This is a genomic window from Qipengyuania sphaerica, assembly GCF_019711595.1.
GTDB lineage: Bacteria > Pseudomonadota > Alphaproteobacteria > Sphingomonadales > Sphingomonadaceae > Qipengyuania > Qipengyuania sphaerica.
In genome coordinates, this window is record NZ_JAIGNR010000001.1 from 155,868 (window position 1) to 176,638 (window position 20,771).

Annotated in this window: 27 protein-coding genes; 15 read left to right on the forward strand and 12 right to left on the reverse strand. The window is 63.6% G+C overall.

Annotated elements, in window-relative coordinates; all coding sequences use genetic code 11:
- Positions 1-76 precede the first annotated feature (76 nt).
- Entirely contained in the window at positions 77-1,297 is a 1,221-nt protein-coding gene (locus tag K3178_RS00745; protein ID WP_221569488.1) for a polyhydroxyalkanoate depolymerase, read from the forward strand.
- A 46-nt stretch (positions 1,298-1,343) separates the two neighbouring features.
- Positions 1,344-1,928: a hypothetical protein gene (locus K3178_RS00750; protein WP_221569489.1), complete on the forward strand. Its 585-nt coding sequence runs from the start codon at positions 1,344-1,346 to the stop codon at positions 1,926-1,928.
- A gap of 59 nt (positions 1,929-1,987) precedes the next feature.
- Here K3178_RS00750 and fghA read toward each other — a convergent pair whose 3' ends face one another.
- The 4 genes from fghA to K3178_RS00770 are packed head-to-tail and all read right to left on the reverse strand — an operon-like array spanning position 1,988 to position 4,849.
- Positions 1,988-2,827, reverse strand: a complete 840-nt coding sequence (fghA, locus tag K3178_RS00755; RefSeq protein ID WP_221569490.1) for an S-formylglutathione hydrolase — start codon at positions 2,825-2,827, stop codon at positions 1,988-1,990.
- Positions 2,824-3,339 carry a prolyl-tRNA synthetase associated domain-containing protein gene (locus K3178_RS00760; RefSeq protein WP_345719829.1) on the reverse strand — a complete coding sequence of 172 codons (516 nt, stop codon included), beginning with the start codon at positions 3,337-3,339 and terminating at the stop codon, positions 2,824-2,826. Before K3178_RS00760 ends, fghA begins: the two co-directional genes overlap by 4 nt.
- Complete coding sequence (locus K3178_RS00765) at positions 3,336-3,716, reverse strand: VOC family protein (RefSeq protein ID WP_221569491.1); 381 nt, start codon at positions 3,714-3,716, stop codon at positions 3,336-3,338. Before K3178_RS00765 ends, K3178_RS00760 begins: the two co-directional genes overlap by 4 nt.
- 23 nt (positions 3,717-3,739) lie before the next feature.
- On the reverse strand, positions 3,740-4,849 hold the full coding sequence (locus tag K3178_RS00770) for an S-(hydroxymethyl)glutathione dehydrogenase/class III alcohol dehydrogenase (RefSeq protein WP_221569492.1): 1,110 nt from the start codon (positions 4,847-4,849) through the stop codon (positions 3,740-3,742).
- 94 nt (positions 4,850-4,943) lie between these two features.
- On the opposite strand from K3178_RS00770, the gene K3178_RS00775 reads away from it, so the two are divergent.
- From K3178_RS00775 to K3178_RS00785, 3 genes are all read left to right on the forward strand, one after another.
- Complete coding sequence (locus tag K3178_RS00775; protein ID WP_221569493.1) at positions 4,944-5,315, forward strand: hypothetical protein; 372 nt, start codon at positions 4,944-4,946, stop codon at positions 5,313-5,315.
- 72 nt (positions 5,316-5,387) lie between these two features.
- Complete coding sequence (locus K3178_RS00780) at positions 5,388-5,864, forward strand: hypothetical protein (RefSeq protein WP_221569494.1); 477 nt, start codon at positions 5,388-5,390, stop codon at positions 5,862-5,864.
- An 80-nt stretch (positions 5,865-5,944) separates the two neighbouring features.
- Positions 5,945-6,616 carry a glutathione S-transferase family protein gene (locus K3178_RS00785; protein WP_221569495.1) on the forward strand — a complete coding sequence of 224 codons (672 nt, stop codon included), beginning with the start codon at positions 5,945-5,947 and terminating at the stop codon, positions 6,614-6,616.
- A gap of 13 nt (positions 6,617-6,629) precedes the next feature.
- Here K3178_RS00785 and K3178_RS00790 read toward each other — a convergent pair whose 3' ends face one another.
- Positions 6,630-6,941, reverse strand: a complete 312-nt coding sequence (locus tag K3178_RS00790; protein ID WP_221569496.1) for a hypothetical protein — start codon at positions 6,939-6,941, stop codon at positions 6,630-6,632.
- A 34-nt stretch (positions 6,942-6,975) separates the two neighbouring features.
- A complete protein-coding gene (mutM, locus tag K3178_RS00795; RefSeq protein ID WP_221569497.1) occupies positions 6,976-7,791 on the reverse strand; it encodes a bifunctional DNA-formamidopyrimidine glycosylase/DNA-(apurinic or apyrimidinic site) lyase in 816 nt (271 codons plus the stop codon).
- 56 nt (positions 7,792-7,847) lie between these two features.
- Between mutM and K3178_RS00800 the strand changes: the two genes are divergently transcribed.
- A complete protein-coding gene (locus tag K3178_RS00800; RefSeq protein WP_221569498.1) occupies positions 7,848-8,579 on the forward strand; it encodes a class I SAM-dependent methyltransferase in 732 nt (243 codons plus the stop codon).
- A 3-nt stretch (positions 8,580-8,582) separates the two neighbouring features.
- The gene (ubiB, locus tag K3178_RS00805) at positions 8,583-10,145 is read left to right on the forward strand and encodes a 2-polyprenylphenol 6-hydroxylase (RefSeq protein WP_221569499.1); all 1,563 of its coding nucleotides are present in this window, start codon (positions 8,583-8,585) and stop codon (positions 10,143-10,145) included.
- Here the strand turns inward: ubiB and K3178_RS00810 are convergent.
- Positions 10,123-10,524, reverse strand: coding sequence for a hypothetical protein (locus K3178_RS00810; RefSeq protein ID WP_221569500.1), 402 nt, complete (start codon positions 10,522-10,524; stop codon positions 10,123-10,125). The two genes, ubiB and K3178_RS00810, sit on opposite strands and share 23 nt — an antisense overlap.
- Positions 10,525-10,644: 120 nt before the next feature.
- On the opposite strand from K3178_RS00810, the gene K3178_RS00815 reads away from it, so the two are divergent.
- Together K3178_RS00815 and dut are read left to right on the forward strand one after the other, a co-directional pair.
- A complete protein-coding gene (locus tag K3178_RS00815; protein WP_221569501.1) occupies positions 10,645-12,462 on the forward strand; it encodes a bifunctional phosphopantothenoylcysteine decarboxylase/phosphopantothenate synthase in 1,818 nt (605 codons plus the stop codon).
- Positions 12,455-12,916 carry a dUTP diphosphatase gene (gene dut / locus K3178_RS00820; protein WP_221569502.1) on the forward strand — a complete coding sequence of 154 codons (462 nt, stop codon included), beginning with the start codon at positions 12,455-12,457 and terminating at the stop codon, positions 12,914-12,916. Before K3178_RS00815 ends, dut begins: the two co-directional genes overlap by 8 nt.
- On the opposite strand, the gene K3178_RS00825 is transcribed toward dut, so the two are convergent.
- Positions 12,913-13,200, reverse strand: coding sequence for a hypothetical protein (locus K3178_RS00825; protein ID WP_221569503.1), 288 nt, complete (start codon positions 13,198-13,200; stop codon positions 12,913-12,915). The two genes, dut and K3178_RS00825, sit on opposite strands and share 4 nt — an antisense overlap.
- Positions 13,201-13,311: 111 nt before the next feature.
- Positions 13,312-14,061, reverse strand: a complete 750-nt coding sequence (locus K3178_RS00830; RefSeq protein WP_221569504.1) for a DUF4136 domain-containing protein — start codon at positions 14,059-14,061, stop codon at positions 13,312-13,314.
- Positions 14,062-14,326: 265 nt separating this feature from the next.
- Between K3178_RS00830 and K3178_RS00835 the strand changes: the two genes are divergently transcribed.
- The 3 genes from K3178_RS00835 to K3178_RS00845 all read left to right on the forward strand — a co-directional run bounded on the left by K3178_RS00835 (position 14,327) and on the right by K3178_RS00845 (position 16,025).
- Positions 14,327-15,073 (forward strand): YebC/PmpR family DNA-binding transcriptional regulator, encoded by a 747-nt coding sequence (locus K3178_RS00835; protein ID WP_221569505.1) that lies wholly within the window; start codon positions 14,327-14,329, stop codon positions 15,071-15,073.
- Positions 15,074-15,192: 119 nt separating this feature from the next.
- Entirely contained in the window at positions 15,193-15,666 is a 474-nt protein-coding gene (gene ruvC / locus K3178_RS00840) for a crossover junction endodeoxyribonuclease RuvC (protein WP_221569506.1), read from the forward strand.
- An 11-nt stretch (positions 15,667-15,677) separates the two neighbouring features.
- Positions 15,678-16,025, forward strand: coding sequence for an ArsC family reductase (locus tag K3178_RS00845; protein WP_221569507.1), 348 nt, complete (start codon positions 15,678-15,680; stop codon positions 16,023-16,025).
- Here K3178_RS00845 and K3178_RS00850 read toward each other — a convergent pair.
- Positions 16,019-16,186, reverse strand: a complete 168-nt coding sequence (locus K3178_RS00850; protein WP_221569508.1) for a hypothetical protein — start codon at positions 16,184-16,186, stop codon at positions 16,019-16,021. The two genes, K3178_RS00845 and K3178_RS00850, sit on opposite strands and share 7 nt — an antisense overlap.
- Here K3178_RS00850 and K3178_RS00855 point away from each other — a divergent pair.
- Positions 16,185-17,234 (forward strand): glycerophosphodiester phosphodiesterase family protein, encoded by a 1,050-nt coding sequence (locus K3178_RS00855; protein ID WP_221569509.1) that lies wholly within the window; start codon positions 16,185-16,187, stop codon positions 17,232-17,234. The genes K3178_RS00850 and K3178_RS00855 overlap by 2 nt on opposite strands.
- On the opposite strand, the gene ubiG is transcribed toward K3178_RS00855, so the two are convergent.
- Positions 17,215-17,973, reverse strand: coding sequence for a bifunctional 2-polyprenyl-6-hydroxyphenol methylase/3-demethylubiquinol 3-O-methyltransferase UbiG (gene ubiG / locus K3178_RS00860; protein ID WP_221569510.1), 759 nt, complete (start codon positions 17,971-17,973; stop codon positions 17,215-17,217). The two genes, K3178_RS00855 and ubiG, sit on opposite strands and share 20 nt — an antisense overlap.
- Before the next feature lie 53 nt (positions 17,974-18,026).
- On the opposite strand from ubiG, the gene K3178_RS00865 reads away from it, so the two are divergent.
- Positions 18,027-19,307, forward strand: coding sequence for an aspartate kinase (locus K3178_RS00865; RefSeq protein WP_247713471.1), 1,281 nt, complete (start codon positions 18,027-18,029; stop codon positions 19,305-19,307).
- On the opposite strand, the gene K3178_RS00870 is transcribed toward K3178_RS00865, so the two are convergent.
- Complete coding sequence (locus tag K3178_RS00870; RefSeq protein ID WP_345719830.1) at positions 19,304-19,837, reverse strand: DUF2306 domain-containing protein; 534 nt, start codon at positions 19,835-19,837, stop codon at positions 19,304-19,306. The genes K3178_RS00865 and K3178_RS00870 overlap by 4 nt on opposite strands.
- A 159-nt stretch (positions 19,838-19,996) precedes the next feature.
- On the opposite strand from K3178_RS00870, the gene K3178_RS00875 reads away from it, so the two are divergent.
- Positions 19,997-20,770, forward strand: coding sequence for a LytTR family DNA-binding domain-containing protein (locus K3178_RS00875; protein WP_221569511.1), 774 nt, complete (start codon positions 19,997-19,999; stop codon positions 20,768-20,770).
- Position 20,771: the final 1 nt, after the last annotated feature.

Below are 20,771 nucleotides of genomic sequence, written 5' to 3' on the forward strand. Positions count from 1 at the left end.
TCTACCGTCACAAAGTCCGCTTTCGGACGGGCCGCAGCATAGAAAACAAGAGCGCGGCCAGCAGGGGACGCATTGAATGCTGTATCACGTACACGAATTGCAGAAGAGCTGGCTGTCGGGCGCCAGCACATGGGCCTCGATCGGCGCGGAGATGCTCTCCAACCCGGCGCTGCCCTTTGGCTACATGGGCATGGGTCCGATGGCGGCGAGCGCGCTCGAGGTCTTTGCGCACGCAACCGCCACCTATGGCAAGCCCGCCTGGGGCATCGAGACTGTCGAGAAGGATGGCAGGCATCACCCGGTCGTTGAGGCCACCGTCGTCAACAAGCCCTTCGGCGATCTCAAGCGCTTCCGCCGCGAGGATTTGCCCGAGGATGCGCCGCGCCTCCTGATCGTCGCGCCGATGAGCGGGCACTTCGCCACGCTGCTGCGCGGTACGGTCGAGCGGATGCTGCAGAACTACACCGTCTACGTCACCGACTGGGCTGATGCGCGCAACGTGCCGCTGCACGAGGGCCATTTCGACCTCGACGATTACATGGATTACGTGATCGAGTTCCTCGAGCATATCGGCCCCGGCGCGCACGCCATGGCGGTATGCCAGCCCTCGGTTCCTGTGTTTGCCGCCACCGCGATCATGAACCGCGACGGGCACGAATGCGCGCCGAAGACGCTGACCATGATGGGTGGACCGATCGACACGCGCTGCTCGCCCACCAGCGTCAACGACCTCGCGATGGAGCGCCCGATCGAGTGGTTCCGTCACAATGTCATCGCCACTGTCCCGATGCAGTATCGCGGCGCAGGGCGGCAGGTGTACCCCGGCTTCATGCAGCTCGCCGGCTTCATGAGCATGAACCTCGGCAATCACATGATGAGCCATTACGAGATGTTCAAACACCTCACGGTCGGCGACGAGGCCTCCGCGCAGGCGACGAAGGATTTCTACGACGAGTACCGCAGCGTCTGCGACATGACAGCGGAATTCTACCTCCAGACGGTGCAGGAGGTCTTCCAGGACCACTCGATCCCCAACGGCACCTTCATGCATCGCGGCAAGCGCATCGACCTCGGCGACATCACCGGTACCGCGCTGTTAGCCATCGAGGGCGAGCGCGACGATATCTCGGGGCTGGGCCAGACCCGCGCTGCGCTGGAGCTGACGCCGAACCTCGATGCCTCGAAAAAGCGCTACTACATGGCCGAAGGTGCCGGGCATTACGGCATCTTCAACGGCAGCAAGTGGCGCGGCAAGATCGCCCCCGTGGTAGAGGAATTCATTGCGGCGCATGGGTGAGAGTTGTCACACTACGGTTGAATGAATCTAATGGGCGACGCTGGGCATGTATGAAGAAGAGGGTGATACCGCTCACATCTCCTTCCAATGGGTAGTCGGCGATACGAAAGCGCACGAACAGAATGTGCGCGAGATGATCGGTTTTGACCACTCCTACGCAATTGCGATTTTCTCGCGGGTGGTTGCATTTGTCCTTACCTATTTCGTGGCGAAGGCCTTGCTGCCGGATACCGATTTTTTCGTGCTGATTTGGATCGTGCTGGCCGCCAGCCTCTCGATATGGGTCTCGCTCGGGGTTGAGATTTTTCTCATTAGAATGCTTGAACGATTGCAAGCAGTCGATCCCAAACGAGTTGGTTGGAATTCTGTTTGGCTGGATTCTTCGGGGGTCTCCTGGAGCACCGAAACCAGCGAGGACTATACAAGCTGGCTTGGTGTTATCGATGTAATCGAGCAAGAAGGTTCACTTTGGATCAAGACCGGACCGGCTCATGGATATTACATTCCGCCGAGAGTCTTCGCGTCCGTAGAAGAACTTACGAATTGCAAAAAACTAATCGAGAAACTGAGGAACGACCCCGTACCTCCGAAGCATCTTGTTGGGACCAGCGATGGCATGGTCAAGCACTGAGAGCACTGTGAGCTCGCGCGCTTGAGCTCCTTGGCCGGGGGAAATTTCTCGCCCGGCGATCACCCCAATCTCTCCGCATGCCACGCCACATGTTCGGCCATGAAGGTCGAGATGAAGTAATAGGAGTGGTCGTAGCCCTCCTGCATGCGGATTTCGGCGGGGATGCCGGCCTTGGCACATGCCATCGAGAGCAGGCCGGTCTTGAGCTGCTTTTCGAGGAAGTTGTCCGCCGTGCCCTGGTCGACCAGCAGGTGATCGAGCCGCGCGCCGTTATCGATCAGCGCGACTGTGTCGTACTCGGCCCAGGCCTCGCGGTCCTCACCGAGATAGCGTGACAGCGCCTTCTCGCCCCATGGCACCTTGGAGGGCGCGACGATGGGGGCGAAGGCGCTTACCGAGCGGAAGCGTCCGGGATTGCGCAGCGCGATTGTCAGCGCGCCGTGCCCTCCCATCGAATGGCCGGTGATGCCCTGGCGCGCCATGTCGGCGGGGAAGTTTGCCTCGACCAGTGCGGGCAACTCGTCCTCGACATAGCTGCGCATGCGGTAGTGCTTCGACCACGGCTCGCGGGTTGCATCGACATAGAAGCCCGCGCCCTTGCCAAAATCGTATTCCTCCGCCGCATCGGGCACGGCCTTGCCGCGCGGGCTGGTGTCGGGCGCGACGAAGATCACGCCATGCTCGGCACAGGCGGCGCGATATTCGCCCTTCTCGGTGACATTGGCATGCGTGCAGGTGAGGCCTGAGAGATACCACAGCACCGGCAGCTTCGCGCCCTCTTCATGCGGCGGGACATAGACCGAGAACATCATCTCCGTCTCCGTCGCCTCCGACTGGTGGGTGAGGACGAACTGGTCACCGCCATGGGCCTTGTTCTGCGAGAGGTATTCGAGCGTCATGCGGTCTCCTGAACCGGGATTTCTGCGATCAGCGGCGCATGGCCCCACTCTTCGAGCAGCCGCAAGCAATCCGCGCCGGACAGGCCGATGGTCGCGGTGTTGCGAAGCGGGTGGACGTTGATGCGCTCAGCATCAGCAAGGCCGCGGTCGAGCACCACGGTGATGCTGCCGGGTTCGGCGTGTATCGCACCAAGCGGCGTTACCGACCCGGGCGTAAGGCCGAGCAGTCGCTCCATGTCCTCTGGCTTGCCGAAGCTCACCCGCTTGCAGCCGATGGCTTGGGGAAGCGCCTTCAGGTTTACGCGCATTTCGGCAGGCACGGTGACCAACCAGAACGCGCCGCCCGCATCCTTGAGGAACAGATTCTTGGTATGCTCGCCGGGGATCGCGGCCTTGATCCCGCGGCTTTCCTCGACGGTGAACACCGCCTCGTGTTCGTGATGCTCGAAGGGGATCGCGAGCGAGGCCAAATCCGCCCGCAATCCTTCTTCGCCGCGCAGCCTATCGCTCAATCGGTGACCCGGTGCAGTGCGCACAGCTTGTTGCCGTCCGGATCGCGCAGATAGGCGAGGTACATCTTCATGCCGCCGCCTTCGCGGATGCCGGGCGGGTCTTCGATCGATGTGCCGCCGGCTTCGACGCCCGCTGCGTGCCAGGCATCTGCCTGTTCGGGGGTCATCGCGAAACCGATGGTGCAGCCATTGCCGTGGGTTGCCGGCTGCCCGTCGATCGGCGGGGTGACGAGGAAAATCCCGCCATTGTGCATGTAGACCAGCCGGCCCTTGGGATCGAGGCTGCCCTCGCGCCCGCCCATCGCCTTGAAGGTGGCGTCATAGAACTTTTTCGAGCGGTCGATATCGTTCGAACCGACCATCATGTGCGAATACATTTCTCGTCTCCTCAAAAATCCTGTCAGTCGTAGACCACCACACTGCGGATGCTCTCGCCCGCATGCATCAGGTCGAAGGCCTGGTTGATCTCTTCCAGTTTCAGGACGTGGGTGATCATGGGGTCGATCTGGATCTTGCCGTCCATGTACCAGTCGACGATCTTCGGCACGTCGGTCCGACCCTTGGCCCCGCCGAAGGCCGTGCCGCGCCAGTTGCGGCCCGTCACCAGCTGGAAGGGGCGCGTCTCGATGGTTTTGCCGGCCTCGGCCACGCCGATGATGATCGATGTGCCCCAGCCCTTGTGGCAGCATTCCAATGCCTGACGCATCACGTCCGTATTGCCGGTGCAATCGAAGCTGTAATCCGCCCCTCCGTCGAGCATTTCGACCAGTGTCGCCACCACGTCGCCCGCATCTTTGGGGTTCACGAAGTCGGTCATGCCGAACTTCTCGCCCCATTCTTTCTTGCTGTCGTTGATGTCGACCCCGACGATCCGGTCCGCGCCCGCCATCTTCGCGCCCTGGATCACGTTGAGGCCGATCCCGCCCAGCCCGAAGACCACGACATTGTCGCCCGGCCTGACCTGCGCGGTATTGACCACTGCGCCCACGCCGGTTGTCACGCCGCAGCCGATGTAGCAGCTGGTCTGGAACGGCGCGTCCTCGCGGATTTTCGCCACTGCGATTTCGGGCAGTACGGTGAAGTTCGAGAAGGTCGAGCAGCCCATGTAATGGTAGATCGGCTTGCCTTGGTAGCTGAACCGCGTCGTCCCGTCGGGCATGAGGCCTTTCCCTTGCGTTCCGCGGATGGCGCTGCACAGGTTCGTCTTGCCCGAAAGGCACATTTTGCACTGGCGACATTCGGGCGTGTAGAGCGGGATGACATGGTCGCCCGGCTTGACGCTGGTCACGCCCTTGCCGACCTCGCGCACGATCCCTGCGCCTTCATGGCCCAGCACGCTGGGGAAGATCCCCTCGCTGTCCAGCCCGTCGAGCGTATAGGCGTCGGTGTGGCAGATGCCCGTCGCCTTGATTTCGACCAGCACCTCGCCGTTTTTCGGCCCATCGAGATCGAGTTCGACGATCTCCAGCGGCTGTTTGGCCTCGAACGCAACGGCGGCACGGGTTTTCATCTGAAACGAATCTCCTCTTCCGCAATCGGTAGGCACGGCGAAGGGCAGCGGCAAGTTGCTTTGTGTTAAGACTTGCGCGCATAGGGCTGGCCTTATGAAGATCATCGCACCGCTCGTCGCACTCGCCCTTGCCGCTCCTGCCCTCGCGCAGGAAGACGCTCCCGCCAGCCCGCAGCTCTCGCTCGAGCAGGCGACCAACCTGCGCTGCGGCGTGGTGTTCGGCACGGTCGCGGCGGCGCAGGACCGGGGCGAGGAAGCCGCGCTCGAGCTTCCGGCCATGAAGGAGCGCGGCCGCGAGTTTTTCGTGCGCACCACCGCGCAGCTGATGGACGATGAAAACCTCGACCGCGATGCGGTAAAGGCGCTTGTCTTCGGCCAGGTCGAGGAAATCGTCGCCACCGATTTCACCGATGTGGCGGAGGAATTCCCGGCCTGCCTGCTGCTGCTGGAGGCCTCGGGCCTCTAAATCCCCGCGTTCAGCCCCCTTTCAGCGAGCTTTTGCTAAACCGCGAAAGTCGCAGAAAACCGGGGGATTCCCATGCGTAAACTTGTCCTGACCGCCCTTTCCGCTGCCGCGATCGCCGCGCCTGCACCCCTGCTCGCGCAGGATGCCGAGGCAGACGAACCGCTTGCGCTGGAAGATCCCGAAAAGCCCTTCTCCGAAATGGCGGAGAAGATGAAGGACCCCGAGCGCCAGCGCCAGATGGCGCTGATGCTGCGCACGATGAGCGAAGTCCTGCTCGACATGCCGCTCGCCCCGATGATGGAGGCGATGGGCGAGATGTCGAAGGACATGACCGGCAAGGATATGCCGGATGTCGACCCCGACGCCACACTGCGTTCGATGTCGCCTCAGGCCGAGCGGATCCCTGAAGAAATCGAGGAGAACCTGCCGCGCGCGCTCGATGCGATGGGCTCGATGGCCGAGGCGTTCGAGAAGATGATGCCCGCCCTGCAGGAAATGGGTGAGGTCATGGCCGAGCGGATGAAGGACATCGAAGTCCCCGCCGACTGATTATCCATGTAAAATTTTGACACACTGCGCCTGCGCCATGTGGACGCGGGCGCGCGGGTGATGCATGGGGTGGGCCAGTCATGTGGCAGCTCCACCAATTCCCTTTATGCCCCTTCAGCCGCAAGCTGAGGCTGGTGATGGCCGAAAAGTCCATCGCCTATGAACTGGTGCGCGAGAACCCCTGGGAAGGGCGCGATGCCTTCTGGCAATTGAATCCGGCAGGCCGCACGCCGGTGCTGCACGACCCGGCGCGCCGGGTGACGCTATGCGACAGCCAGGCGATCTGCGAATTCCTCGAAGAGACGGTCGAGCGCAATCCGGTCATCCCCGGAAAGGCCTCGCAGCGCGCGGAAATCCGCCGGTTGACCGCTTTGTTCGACGAGAATTTCTACGCCGACGTGACCGAGCCCGCGCTGCACGAGAAGATGAAGAAGCGCATCATCACGCGCCAGCCGCCCGACGGGCAGGTGCTGCGCCAGATGGGGCGGATGCTGCACGGCCATCTCGACTATATCGACTGGCTGGTCGACACGCGGCAGTGGCTGGCCGGGCCGCAGCTAAGCCTCGCCGACCTCACCTGCGCGGCGCATCTCTCGGTGGTCGATTACCTCGGCGCGGTCGACTGGCGCGGGCACGAACAGGCGCAGGGCTGGTACATGGTCATGAAAAGCCGTCCCAGCTTCCGCCCGCTGCTGAGCGAGAAGATGGATGGCCTGCCCCCGCCACGGGAATATGCTTCGCTGGATTTGTGAGGACTGGCCGCTCTTACAATATCACACCCTGGCGATAGGCGATTTTTGCAGGTCCGTAGACCTTGCTGCCGCGTTTGGTAATCTCCAGTGAAATAGCCGCGCGATCAATCCGAGTAAGTAGCACTCCAAGGCAGTCATATAGTGTCATGTCGCGCCCGATTTCGGCCTCGACATGTAGGTCGATCCGGTCTGGAGCGGGACCGAAGTTCCGCACCACGGCATTGTCGCCGTAGAACCGTCTAACCGTCTCCACGATGAAGCTCTCTTCCTCTTTGGTCAGGGTTGCAGGTTTCTGCGGCGGCAGGGGTTCAGATGCTTCGGGCATGTGCGAATAATAGCTTGAAGACGTTTCTGCTCAATTACCTCTGACACACCGGACAGAACCACGTGCTTCTCCCGCCCTGTACGATGCGGCGGATCGTGCCGCCGTCCTCGTGGTGGCAGGGTTCGCCCTCGCGGCCATAGACGTGGAAGCGGGTGGCGAAATAGCCCAGGTTGCCGTCGGGCTGGGCGAAATCGCGCAAGGTGCTGCCGCCGTCGCGGATGGATCGCTCCAGCACGTCCTTGATCGCGGGGACGAGGCGGCGAAGTTGCGGCATGGTCACCTTGCCGCCGGCCTTTCGCGGGTGGATGCCCGCATGCCACAGCGCCTCGCAGACATAGATATTGCCGAGGCCCGCCACGATGCTCTGGTCGAGCAGCAGCAGCTTGATCGCCTGCTTGCGCCCGCGTGTCGCCTCGCGCAGGTGTTCGGGCGTGAGGCCATCACCCAGCGGCTCCGGCCCCAGCGCGGCGAAGGGTTTCCATGTCACCAGCTCGCCATTGGTCATCAAATCGACCGACCCGAAGCGGCGCGGGTCGTTGAGGGCGAAGCGGTGGCCCGCGGTCTCGATCACCAGATGGTCGTGCTTCTCGTCCACCTCCGGATCGATCCGCCAGCGCCCGCTCATACCGAGGTGGAACACCATCGCGTGGTCGCGGCTGGTGTGAATGAGGCCGTATTTCGCCCTTCGCGTCAGATGCGTCACGCTCGCCCCGGTCAGCGCCTGCACCAGATCGGGCGGGAAGGGGCGGCGCATATCGGGGCGGTTGACGGTCACGCGCGTGATCGTCTCGCCTTCGAGGAAGCGCGCAAGCCCGCGCACAGTGGTTTCGACTTCGGGAAGCTCCGGCATGAATTCCCCTCTAACACCCTTTGCGCCCGGCTCAATTCCCCCTAAGGCGCTTCGCCATGAGTGACACCGTTTCCTTCGGATACGAAGATATCGATGCGAGCGAAAAGACCGGCCGCGTGGGCGAGGTCTTTTCCAATGTCGCGGCCAAGTACGACATCATGAACGACGCGATGAGCGGCGGGATGCACCGTCTGTGGAAGGACCGCTTCGTGCGCCGCGTGAAGCCGCAGCCGGGCGAGCAGATCCTCGACATGGCGGGCGGCACGGGCGACATCGCCTTCCGCATGGCGGACAAGGGCGCGAGCGTGACCGTGTCCGACATCAACCAGGACATGCTCGACGTCGGCATCGAACGCGCGATGGAGCGCGGGATCGACGGGCTGGTCTGGTCCCGCCAGAATGCCGAGGAGCTGGCATTTTCGAGCCGCACTTTCGATGCCTACACCATCGTCTTCGGCATCCGGAACGTGACCTTCATCGACAAGGCGCTCAAGGAGGCGCACCGCGTGCTGAAGTACGGCGGGCGCTTCTATTGCATGGAGTTCAGCCAGACCGACTGGCCCGGCTTCAAGGAAGTCTACGACCTCTATTCGCACCAGCTCATGCCCAAGATCGGCAAGGCCATCGCCAATGACGAGGACAGCTATCGCTACCTCGCCGAATCGATCCGCCGTTTCCCCAGGCCTCCCGAATTCGAAGCGATGATCCGGGGTGCGGGCTTCGAGAACACGCGGGTCGAGAAAATCCTCGGCGGCGCGGTCAACATCCATTCGGGGTGGAAAGTCTAAAGGGTGGCGAAACCCGCAACGCATATCTGGCGGCTGCTCAAATGGGGCCGCACGCTTGCGCGCCACGGTGCGCTGCGCGGGATCGAGCGCGATCCCAACACGCCGCCGCCGGTCAAGCGGCTCGCGCGCATCGCCCGTTTCGGCACGGTGCAGCCGAAGACGCCCGACTATGCCGGGGCCTTCCGCGATATCGGTCCTGCGGCAATCAAGCTCGGCCAGACGCTGGCGACGCGGCCCGACCTCGTGGGCGAGGAAGCGGCCAGGAACCTGCTCAGCCTGCAGGACAATTTGCCGCCCGTCCCCTTCGAGCAGATCAAGGCGAGCATCGAGGCGAGCTTCGAACAGCCGCTCGAGGCGCTATGGTCAGAATTCGACCCCGTGCCCGTCGGCGCCGCTTCGATCGCGCAGGTCCACCGCGCCGTGACGACCGAGGGCCGGCAGGTCGCGGTGAAGGTCCTGCGCCCCGGCGTGCGCGAGCGGTTCGCGCGCGATATCGACACCTATGAATGGGCCGCCGCGCATCTCGAAAGCTTCGGCGGCGAGGCCGCGCGCCTGCGCCCGCGCCTGACCATCGCCAATTTCAAGCGCTGGACCAATCGCGAACTCGACCTGCGGCGCGAGGCTGCCAGTGCGTCGGAACTGGCCGAACACATGGTCGGCACGGAGAAATACGAAATCCCCGGCATCGACTGGGACCGCACCAATGGCCGGGTGATGACCGTCGACTGGATCGACGGGATCAAGATCAGCAATACCGAGGAACTGCGCGCTGCGGGCCACGATATGGACGAGCTGGCGAGCCGCCTCGTGCTCGCCTTCCTCAAGCAGGCGATTTCGGCAGGTTTCTTCCATGCCGACATGCACCAGGGGAACCTGTTCGTTAAGCCCGACGGCACCATAGCTGCGATCGATTTCGGCATCATGGGCCGGATCGACCGGCGCGCGCGTATGTGGCTGGCGGAAATCCTCTATGGGCTGACGACGGGCAACTACCGCCGCGTCGCCGAAATCCACTTCGAGGCGCAATACGTGCCCAGCTATCACAATGTCGACGAGTTCGCGACGGCGCTGCGCGCGGTGGGCGAGCCGATGCGCGGCAAGCCGGTGAGCGAATTGTCTGTCGGCCAGATGCTCGACGGGCTGTTCGCCATCACCCGCGATTTCGACATGCAGACGCAGCCGCATTTGCTGCTGCTGCAGAAGACCATGGTGATGGTCGAAGGCATCGCAACCCAGCTCAATCCCAGCATCAACATGTGGGACGTGTCGGCCCCCTATGTCCGCAGCTGGATTCGCGACGAACTCGGCCCCGAAGCCGCGATTGCCGACCGTATCCGGGAGGATACCGAGACGTTGCTGCGCATCCCGGATCTCGTGCGCCGGATCGAGGACCGCTTCCCCCCCAAGGGCGGGGCGCCCGAACCGCCGCCGCTGCCCGACATCGAGCTGATGTGGGACCGCCGCGAGCGCCGCCAGAAGGACCGCAGCTGGTTAGGCTATATCGCCGCCGCCGCTGTCGGCGGGCTCGGCGTTTGGGCCGCGGTTACGCAGGGCCTGCTGGGCTGACCTTGCCCGCGGGGAAGGTCTTGATGGCCAGCAACATGACTATGACGTGCAGCGCCTCGACCGCCATCGGGCCGTACCAAAGGTCGTAGTCTCCAACGACGATCAGGTTCACCAGTCGCCCGGTGAAAGCGATCACGAACAGCATGAGTGCGGGCCACAAGATATCGCCCCGGCGCTTCCACGCGGCCCAGCCTTCGCAGAATGCGGCAACGAGGAAAAATGCCGTGAAATCGGCGCGCATCGAGGACAGGCCCTGTTCGTTTGGCGATTGCAGCCCGAAATCTGCGCCCGCCGTGGCGGGGTCGAAGAAGAAGCTCAACCCCAGGAACAGGTTCAGCAGCGCGCCGAGCGCCAGCAGGACCACCAGAATGAAATGCATGTCGTTTCCCCCTCGTTACCGATTTCTTCACCATAGGCTGCCAAGGCTGGACTTGGATAGCGTGCTTTTGTGCGCTGGCAATGACGGACAGGGGGCGCTAGCAAGCGCATCGATGACGCAATGGGAATTCACCAGCCGATCGGCGCGGACAGTGCTTCGCGCCATGACAACAGCGGGAATGGCGGCGTGAGCGGCCCGAAGATCCTGCTCGTGATCGGGGGCGGTATAGCCGCCTACAAGTCTTGCGAGCTCGTTCGCCTCATCAAGCGTGCGGGCGGCGATGTCACCTGCGTGCTGACCGAAGGCGGCCAGCAGTTCGTCACGCCGATGGCGCTTGCCGCATTGAGCGAAAACAAGGTCTATACCTCGCTCTTCGACCTCAAGGATGAGGTCGAGATGGGGCATATCCAGCTGAGCCGGAATGCCGATCTCGTGGTCGTCTGCCCGGCAACGGCGGACCTCCTCGCCAAGATGACCGCCGGCATTGCCGACGATCTGGCGACCACGCTGATCCTCGCAACCGACAAGCCGGTCATCACCGTTCCGGCGATGAACGTCCGCATGTGGGAGCATTCGGCCACCCAGCGCAACGCCGAATGGCTGCGCCAGGCGGGTGTCACCGTGATGGACCCGGACGAGGGCGCGATGGCCTGCGGCGAATTCGGCCCCGGACGCCTGCCCGAGCCGGTCGCCATCCTGCAGAAGATTGCCGAAACGCTCGACATGGATATCGACGTGCCCGAGCTTGCGCCGCCCGCGCCGCAGCTTGCCGCACCGGTCGCCAAGAAGGGCAAGGACGAAAAGCTCGTCGAGGAAGTCGCGGAGGTCGAGCTCGAAGAGCCCGATGTCGACGAGGAAGAATACGACGAGGAGGAAAGCTCCTCTTCGGGTTCGGGCCTCGGCAGCCTTCTGAATTCGATCATCCCGCGCAGCACCAAAAAGCGCAGCCACGAGGAAATCGAACAGGATTTCGACGAAGCCGACTTCGAGGAAGGCGAGATCGATTTCGACGAGGACGTCTTCGACGAGGACGGCAAGTTCGCTCCCGATCTCGACGGCCCGCTGCTCGCCAAGAAGGGCGGGGCCGCTGCTGCGCCGCCGACCGACAAGGAAGCGATCAACGACCAGGTCGGCAAGAAGGACGCACGCGCAAAGGCGCAGCCGCTGCCCGAAGAATATGACGAGGAGCCCGACGCGGCCGAGGCGATTGCCGCCGACCCGCTCTACGGCCAGGCGATCTTCGACGAGGATCCCGAGCACCGTCCGCTGCACGGCAAGCACGTGCTGGTTACCGCCGGCCCGACGCGCGAGCCGATCGATCCGGTGCGCTACATCGCCAACCGCTCGAGCGGGAAGCAGGGCTTCGCGATTGCCGCCATGGCCGCAGCTGCAGGCGCGCGCGTGACGCTGGTCACCGGGCCGGTCCACCTACCCACGCCGCTGGGCGTCGATCGCATCGATGTCGAAACCGCCGACGACATGGCCGAGGAAGTGCGCAATGCGCTGCCCGCCGATGCCGCCTTCATGGTCGCCGCCGTGGCCGACTGGAAGAGCCGCCACGTGGCCGCCGAAAAGATGAAGAAGCGCGGCTCTGCACCGCCCGCTCTGATCCTTGCCGAAAACCCCGATATCCTTGCCGCCGTGGCAGCAGGCCGCAAGCGTCCGCACCTGCTCATAGGCTTTGCTGCCGAGACCGAGAACGTGGTCGAGAACGCCAAGTCCAAGCGCAAGCGCAAGGGTGCCGACTGGATCGTCGCCAACAATGTCGCCTTCGCCGAGGGCGAGAGCGTGATGGGCGGGGACCTCAACCAGGTCCACATCGTCACCCCGAACGGGGTTGAAAGCCTGCCTGAAATGCCCAAGGAAGAAGTCGCGCGCGAACTGGTACGTCGCGCAGCCGAAGCGCTAGTGGAGCCGGAAGAAGACCCGCGTGACTGATCCGATTGGTGTGCAAGTAAAGAGATTGCCGCATGGACACGGGCTCGAGCTGCCCGCCTATGCGACGAGCGGCGCGGCCGGCATGGACGTGCTCGCCGCCGAAAGCGTTACGCTCAAGCCCGGACAGCGGTATGCGGTGGCGACCGGCCTCGCGCTCGCCATCCCGCAGGGTTACGAAATCCAGGTCCGCCCGCGTTCGGGGCTGGCTTTGAAGCACGGCATCACCGTGCCCAACACGCCCGGCACGATCGACAGCGATTATCGCGGCGAATTGAAGATCATCCTGATCAACCATTCGGACGACAATTTCGAGATCGCCCGCGGCGACCGCGTGGCGCAGCTCGTGCTGGCTCCGGTCGTGCAGGCCCGCTGGAACGAGGTCGACGAACTCGACGATACCGAACGCGGCGAAGGCGGCTTCGGCTCGACCGGCGGGCACGAAAAGCTGGTCTAGTCGAACAGGCCCACGGCCAGTTCCGACCACACCAGCAAAAACAGTCCCAGCATTGCCGCAATCGCGAGCAGCTTGCCGCGCAGCCTGAGCGTCGTGCGCAGAGCGAGTTCGACCCCCAGGCCGACAAGCAGCAGCAGTCCGGCCATGATCGCGAAATCGCCCGGTCCCCATGCCACTTCGGCCGTAAATTGCATCGCGACAGCTGGTATCAACAGGACCGCCGCGGCTAGCGCCCAGTAGGCGATGCGAACCCGGCTGAAAGCGGACGAAGCAAGCGTGGTCATCGGGCTATCTCCCTGAAATCGGGCGGTTCATACCATATTTGTCGCAAACGAAAAAGGGCGGCCCGATCCATGGCCGCCCTTCTCCTTTGTCCCGTCCGGGATTGAGTGCCGTTAGCGAACCCGGCGTACGGTGTTCTCGTCTTCCGGCTTGACCGTGATGCGCACCGTCTCGCCCGAATTGCCGGGGAAATCGGTGAACATAGCTTCGACCAAGTTCGGCACGAGATAACCGAGGCGGCTCGAGCGCGACAGGGCCTGCGCCTTGCCTTCGAACAGCCGCTCGCCGGTCGCGGTTCGGTCGATCTTCATGTCGATGCCGCTGGCATAGACGGTGTAGCTGCGCACTTCCGGGCCGCCGAACCACGGATCGTAGAAGCCGTAGCCCCATGCGCCGCCTCCGCCGATGCGGAGCACCCTGCCATCGCGGGTGCGCACATAGCGCGGGCGATAGAAGGGATCGCGGTAGCCGTAGCCATAGCCGAAGCGGCTGCGATAGCCGTACCAGGGCGAATAGAACGGGTCGCGGAAACCGGTCGAGCGGATACGCTCGCGGCCCTCGTCGACGCCGTAATCGAAGCGTACCAGCAGCGTGGCGTCCTCGGGCGATGCGGCCTGCACATAGCCGAGGCGCTCCATCTGCGCTTCGACGAGATCGGCATATTGCGCGAACTCGAGACCGCCGGCGAGCGACGGGTCATCGGCAACCACGGCAAAGCTCTCGCCCTGCGGCGCGGGAAGCTGCGTCTGGAAGCGCTTCACATCGGCATTGAAGCCGGTGGTGCAAGCCGCGAGGCTCGCCAGGAAAATCGGAACGGAGGCCAGCTTGAGTGTGCGCCCCCAACCCTTTGCACGGGTAGTCATAAGCTCTGGTCCTTTCGTATCGCGTTCGGTCCGCCACCTTATTGCGAGGGAGCCTATACACGATTATCTCGAAAATGTCGCCGCGTGCCATTTCCCCAGGGCATTCTTCCAGCGAATGATCAGTGTTTTAGCGGTAAGGCCATGAATGCGCTTTGAATGCGCGGATTCACAAATGTTGCAGTTTCCAGGAGGGTTGTCGGCACGGGTGGAGCGCGGCTAAAGGGACGCGCACAACCTTCCCACAGAATACGGCGAACAGATTCCCATGGCAGGCCATTCCAAGTTCAAGAACATCATGCACCGCAAGGGTGCGCAGGACAAAAAGCGTTCGAACCTTTTTTCCAAGCTCAGCCGCGAAATCACCGTGGCGGCCAAGATGGGCATGCCCGATCCGGACATGAACCCGCGCCTGCGCCTCGCGGTCAATGCCGCCAAGAGCCAGTCGATGCCCAAGGACAATATCCAGCGCGCGATCGACAAGGCCTCTGCTGGTGATGCGGAGAATTACGAGGAAGTCCGCTACGAAGGCTATGGCCCGGGCGGCAGCGCGATCATCGTCGAAGCGCTGACCGACAACCGCAACCGCACCGCCACCGCCGTGCGCACCGCCTTCAGCAAGAACGGCGGCAACCTCGGCACCGAAGGCAGCGTGCAGCACGGCTTCGAACGGCTCGGCCTGATCGAATATCCGGCGAGCGCGGGCGACGAGGAGAAGGTCCTCGAAGCCGCGATGGAAGCGGGCGCCGAGGACATCGAGAGCACCGAGGACGGGCACACCATCTGGACCGCTGCAGACGATCTCCACCAGGTCGCGGGCGATCTCGAAAAGGCGCTGGGCGAGGCCGAGAACGTCAAGCTCGCGTGGAAGCCCAACCTCACCGTCGACATGGACGAGAAGAACGCATCGACGCTGATCAAGCTGATCGATGCGCTCGAAGACGATGACGATGTCCAGACCGTCTGGGGCAATTACGAGATCTCGGACGAGGTCATGGAGAAGGTCTCGGCATGAGGCTTGGCAGAGGATGAAATGGCGCGAACTGGCCATCCTCCTCTGCCTGGGCGGCACATTCCTGATCGCGATCCTGTGGCGGCTCGGCGTCCTCGTCGGGCTGTGAGGGGATCGAGCGAGTGATCATCCTCGGCCTCGACCCTTCGCTCAGCTGCACCGGCTGGGGCGTGATCCGCAGCGAAGGCTCGCGCATCATGCATATCGCCAACGGGCAGGTGCCGACCGACGCCAAGGCCTCGATGCCGCGCCGGCTGTCGCTTTTGCAGACCTCGCTCGACGCGGTGATCGCCGAATTCCGGCCCGACCGCGCGGCAGCCGAAGAAGTCTTCGCCAACAAGAACCCGCAATCGACATTGAAGCTGGCACAGGCGCGCGGCGCAGTGCTGGCGGCCTGCGGGGCGGCAGGGCTCGATGTGAACGAACACGCCGCGCGGCTGGTGAAGAAGGCCGTCGTCGGCACGGGCGGGGCGGACAAGACGCAGGTTCAGGCCATGCTCAAGGTGCTGCTGCCGGGCGCGAAGATCGCCGGCGCCGATGCCGCCGACGCGCTCGCCGTGGCTATCGCCGATGCGCATCTCGCGCGCGATTACTGAAAGGACTTCGATTGACCATCCAGCTTTACGGTATCCCCAATTGCGACACCGTCAAGAAGGCGCGCAAATGGCTCGAAGCGCAGGGGCTCGACTACGCCTTTCACGATTACAAGAAGGAAGGCGCGGATCGCGGCAAGCTCGAAAGCTGGAGCGATGCGGCGGGCTGGGAAGCACTGCTCAACAAGCGTGGCACCACCTTCCGCAAGCTGGAAGAGGCGGACAAGGCCGATATCGATCGCGCGAGGGCGATTGACTTGATGCTGCAATATCCAAGCATGATCAAACGCCCGGTAGTAGAACATCCGGGCGGCGTGCTGGTCGGGTTTTCGGAAGGATCGTGGGCGGCGGCACTTCAGTAGCCGCTGTCGCTGCCCCAGCCATGGTTGTCGCCCGCAGTCAGGCCGCGCGCATTCTCGTTCGCCCCGCCCGTGATCTGGCGGTGCAACGTGTCGAAATCGTTGCCCGACAAATAGAGCAGGCCGACAAGCACGGCTGCACCGAGGAGGAGTTTCTTGAACATGGCTAGGGATATTGCCCGATTCGTCGTTAAGATCGTGCTAATTTTCAGCCTTGCCGCCGGCGCCTCTGCGGTTAACGCTGAAGGCATGCTGGTGATCGCGCACCGCGGTGCCAGCGGCGAGCGGCCCGAACACACGCTGGCGGCCTATGAACGCGCGATCGATCAGGGCGCGGACTATATCGAGCCCGACCTGGTGGTGACCAAGGACCTCGTGCTGGTCGCGCGCCACGAGAACGAGCTGTCGGATACCACCGATGTCGCCTCTCGCGAGGAATTCGATGGCCGCAAGCGCACCAAGACCATCGACGGGCGGCTGGTCAGCGGCTGGTTCGCCGAGGACTTCACCCTCGCCGAGCTGCGAACGCTGCGCGCCAAGGAGCGCCTGCCCGGCCTGCGCCCCGCCAATGCGCGTTTCGACGGCCTGTATGCAATCCCGACCTTTGCCGAGATCGTCCAGCTGGTGCGCGCGAAGGAAGCCGAAACGGGGCGCACGATCGGCCTCTATCCCGAGCTCAAACATCCGACCTTCCTCCTGCAGGAAGCCGGCATCGACAGCGTCGACCTGCTGGTCAGCGCTCTGGGCAAAGCCGGACTCGACGATGCGGACGATGCGGTTTTCGTGCAGAGCTTCGAAGTCGCACCTCTCCGCCGGCTGGACCGTCTGGTCGATGTGAAGCTCATCCAATTGCTAAAGGAAAGCGATGGACCTGCCGACGAGCCGGGCATGCGCTATGCAGACATGCTTTCCCCCAGCGGCTTTGCCGAGATCGCGCGCTATGCTGACGGCATCGGCGTTCCTATCACGCTGCTGCTCGATGGAAACGGCTATGGCACGCCGATCATTTCGCAAGCGCAGTCTGCGGGCCTTGCAGTCCATGGCTGGACCGCGCGAAAGGAAAACGCCTTTCTGCCGCCGCCATTGAAATCGACCGGTGGCGAAGCAGAGAGGGGGGATATGGAAACGCTGGTAGGCCTGTTGCAGCGCGCCCGGGTTGGGGGCGTCTTCACCGACGACCCGGCGCTCGTGCTCACAGCGCTCGGGCGGTGACGATATAGTTGAGCGAAAGGTCGTCCGAAAGGTGCAGGCCTTTCATCGGCGAGAAGGCGATGCCCCTGGGTTCGCCCATCGCAAGACCGGCCTCGGCAAGGATCGCGTCCAGCTCTTCGGGCGTTACGAAATCATCCCAGTGATGCGTGCCCATTGGGATCAGGCCCAAACCCTCCGCCGCCCCGATCATCAGCGCGCGGCTGCGGACGGTGCGGTTGGGGGTGGAAAGGACCATCAGCCCGCCGGGCGCAAGCCGCGCGGCGAGTTCGCGGGCGAAAGCCTGCTTGTCGGCGACGTGCTCGATCACCTCCATAGCGGTGACGAGGTCGAATGTCCCTATGTCCTGCGCGGCGAGTTCGCCCGCCATGTAGCGGATGTCGAGACCGCTGCGCTCGGCATGGATCGCGGCGGCAGCCACGTTCTCGGGTGCGGCATCCACGCCGGTCACATCCGCGCCCAACCGGGCGAGCGGTTCGCACAGCAGTCCTGCCCCGCAACCTACGTCGAGCGCGGACTTGCCGGCCAGCGGCTTCGAATCGCGCACATCGCCCGCCCAATGAAGGTCGATGGCATCGCGCAGGAAACCAAGGCGAATGGGGTTCAGCTTGTGCAGCATGGCGGACGAACCCTTGGGGTCCCACCAGTCGGCCGCCAGTCTGCCGAAATGCGCGGCCTCATCGGGACGGATCGTTTGCCCGCCTGAAGGATTGCTTGGACGGCTCGTGGTTGCATCGCTCATGCACCGTGGCTAGCAGCCTCAAGGTAAGCATTCCAGCACGGAGACATTCCCGCTTGGCCCGTATCGTGATGAAATTCGGCGGCACCTCCATGGCGGGGACCGAACGCATTCGCCGCGTCGCCAATATCGTGCGCAAGCAGGCGGCGGGCGGCAACGAGGTCGCCGTGGTCGTCAGCGCCATGGCGGGCGAGACAGATCGCCTCGTCAATTTCTGCCGCGAGGCCAATGCGCTTTACGATCCGGCCGAATACGATGTGGTGGTGGCGAGCGGGGAGCAGGTCACATCGGGCCTGCTCGCGCTGACGCTGCAATCATTGGGCTGCAAGGCGCGCAGCTGGCTCGGCTGGCAGCTTCCGGTGCGCACTATCGAGGCGCATGCCAAGGCCCGTGTCGACAGCATCGACGGCGAGGCGCTGGGCAAGTCGATGGCGGCGGGCGAGATCGCGGTCATCCCCGGCTTCCAGGGCGTTTCCGAAGATGGCCGTATCACCACCATGGGTCGCGGCGGCTCGGACACGTCTGCCGTCGCGGTGGCAGCGGCGGTCAATGCCGATCGCTGCGACATCTACACCGATGTCGACGGCGTCTACACGACCGACCCGCGCATCGTCGCCAAGGCGCGCAAGCTGAAGGCGGTGACCTACGAGGAAATGCTCGAACTGGCGAGCGTGGGGGCCAAGGTGCTGCAGACCCGCAGCGTCGGGCTAGCAATGAAGGAGGGCGTGCGTGTGCAGGTCCTCTCCAGCTTCGTGGGTGACGACGCAGTCCCCGCGGACGAGCTTCCGGGCACGATGATCGTGTCGGAAGAGGAAATGGACGAATTGGTGGAGAAGGGCGAAGTGGAACGCCAGCACGTAACCGGCATCGCGCACGACAAGAACGAAGCCAAGATCATCCTCACCCGCGTGCCAGACAAGCCGGGCTCGGTGGCGCATATCTTCGAGCCGCTCGCGCAGGCCAGCATCAATGTCGACATGATCATCCAGAACGTCGGCCGCGACAAGGGCGAGACCGACGTGACCTTCACCGTGCCGCAGGCCGACCTCGCCCGCGCTCAGGCGCTGCTCGAGGACAAGCGCGACGAGATCGGCTACAACCGCCTCATCACCGACAGCAAGATCGCCAAGATCAGCGTCGTGGGCGTCGGGATGAAGAGCCATGCGGGTGTCGCCAGCACCATGTTCCAGGCGCTCGCCGATCGCGGGATCAACATCCAGGCGATCACCACGAGCGAAATCAAGGTCAGCGTGCTGATCGACGAGGACGAGACCGAGCTGGCGGTGCGCGTGCTGCATACTGCCTATGGGCTCGATGCTGCGGACGAAGCGGCCTAGGCGAACAGCCACAATCCGAACAGGCGGTCGGGCAGGAAAGCAAATCCCCCCGGGATGATCAGCGCACCGAGGTACATGCCGGTGATGTGCTTGCGATGCTCGTCGATCCTGCCGGCCCGTGCGGTACGGACCACGTTCCATGCGCCCAGCAGCGTGTAGGGCACGAAGATGTGGATCCAGCTGAAGTCGGTTCCGCCGCGCACGAAGGTAATGGCGATGGCTGTCGTCACCATCAGCGCAATCCAGACCTTGCCGAGCAGCTTGTGCCGCGCATCGCCCTTGCGCGAGAGCAGCAGGTAGGCGCCCAGCGGAACGGCAGGCAGGACGGTGGCGACATGGATGAAGATTGCAGGATTGCGATAGTGCGGCAGGTCCGGCGCGAGGCCGGTCAGCCATTTGAACAGCGCGACCGCTGCTGCAAGCGTGACGAGGCTGGCGCCTGAAGCGACCAGCGCCATCATCCGTGGCGAGTTCTCGAGACGCGGTTTTGCCGGTTGGCGGTTCTGGGAAGGCAGGAAGATTGCGGCCACGATACTTGCTCCAAATTGCTGTTTCTCCCACAGCTTGGCGGGATCGGGCCTCCTTGCAACGCGGGATGCGCGGACTGGCGGGCAGCTACGCGAAATGCGCCGAATTCGGGCACTTGCGCACTTTACGAAGCGCGAATGGGCGCTAGTTTGCGCAGCGAAATGAGCAACGACCTCCAGGCACAATCGACCCCCGCCATCAGGAGTTTCCTGATCGACCTAGCCGTAATGACGGTGATCGGGATCGTACTGGCGCTGATCGGTCCGTTCGGCAGCTTCCAGGAGCCGATCGCCATGCGGCTGATCGTCTGGCTTGGTTTCGCCTATGTCGGATATGCGCTCTATGCGCCGATCGACGGGGTCGCGCAGAAGATGGCCCCTCGCCTCGACTTGCCGGTCTGGGCAGTGCGCCTTGCCGCCTGTTTCGTGGCCTCGGTCCCGATGGCGGTTGTAGTGTGGGTTCTCCCGCGCCTGCCCGACCGGGTGCGGATACCCGATGCCAATACCGCGCTCGAGCAATATCTCTACGTGTTCCTGGTTGGCGGACTGGTCACGGTGATTTTCACGCTGCTCCATCGTGCAAAGCCCCCGGAAGGCATTGTGCCGCATCGGGTAGAGGCCGCGCAGGTCCGCTTCCTCGAACGCCTTCCGCCGTCGCTCGGATCTGAGCTGGTCGCGCTGGAAATGGAAGACCACTACGTCCGTGCGCATACGCCTCTCGGTTCGGACCTGGTCCTTTTGCGGATGCGCGATGCGGTTGCCGAACTCGAAGGTCTGGACGGGGCGCAGGTCCATCGCAGCTGGTGGGTCGCGCGCGGCGCGGTCGAAGACGTCAAGCGCGAAGGGCGCAACATCCGGCTCGTCCTTGCCAACGGCATCGAGGCACCGGTTGCGCGCGCCAATGTAAAACCGCTCCGCGATGCGGGCTGGTTATAGG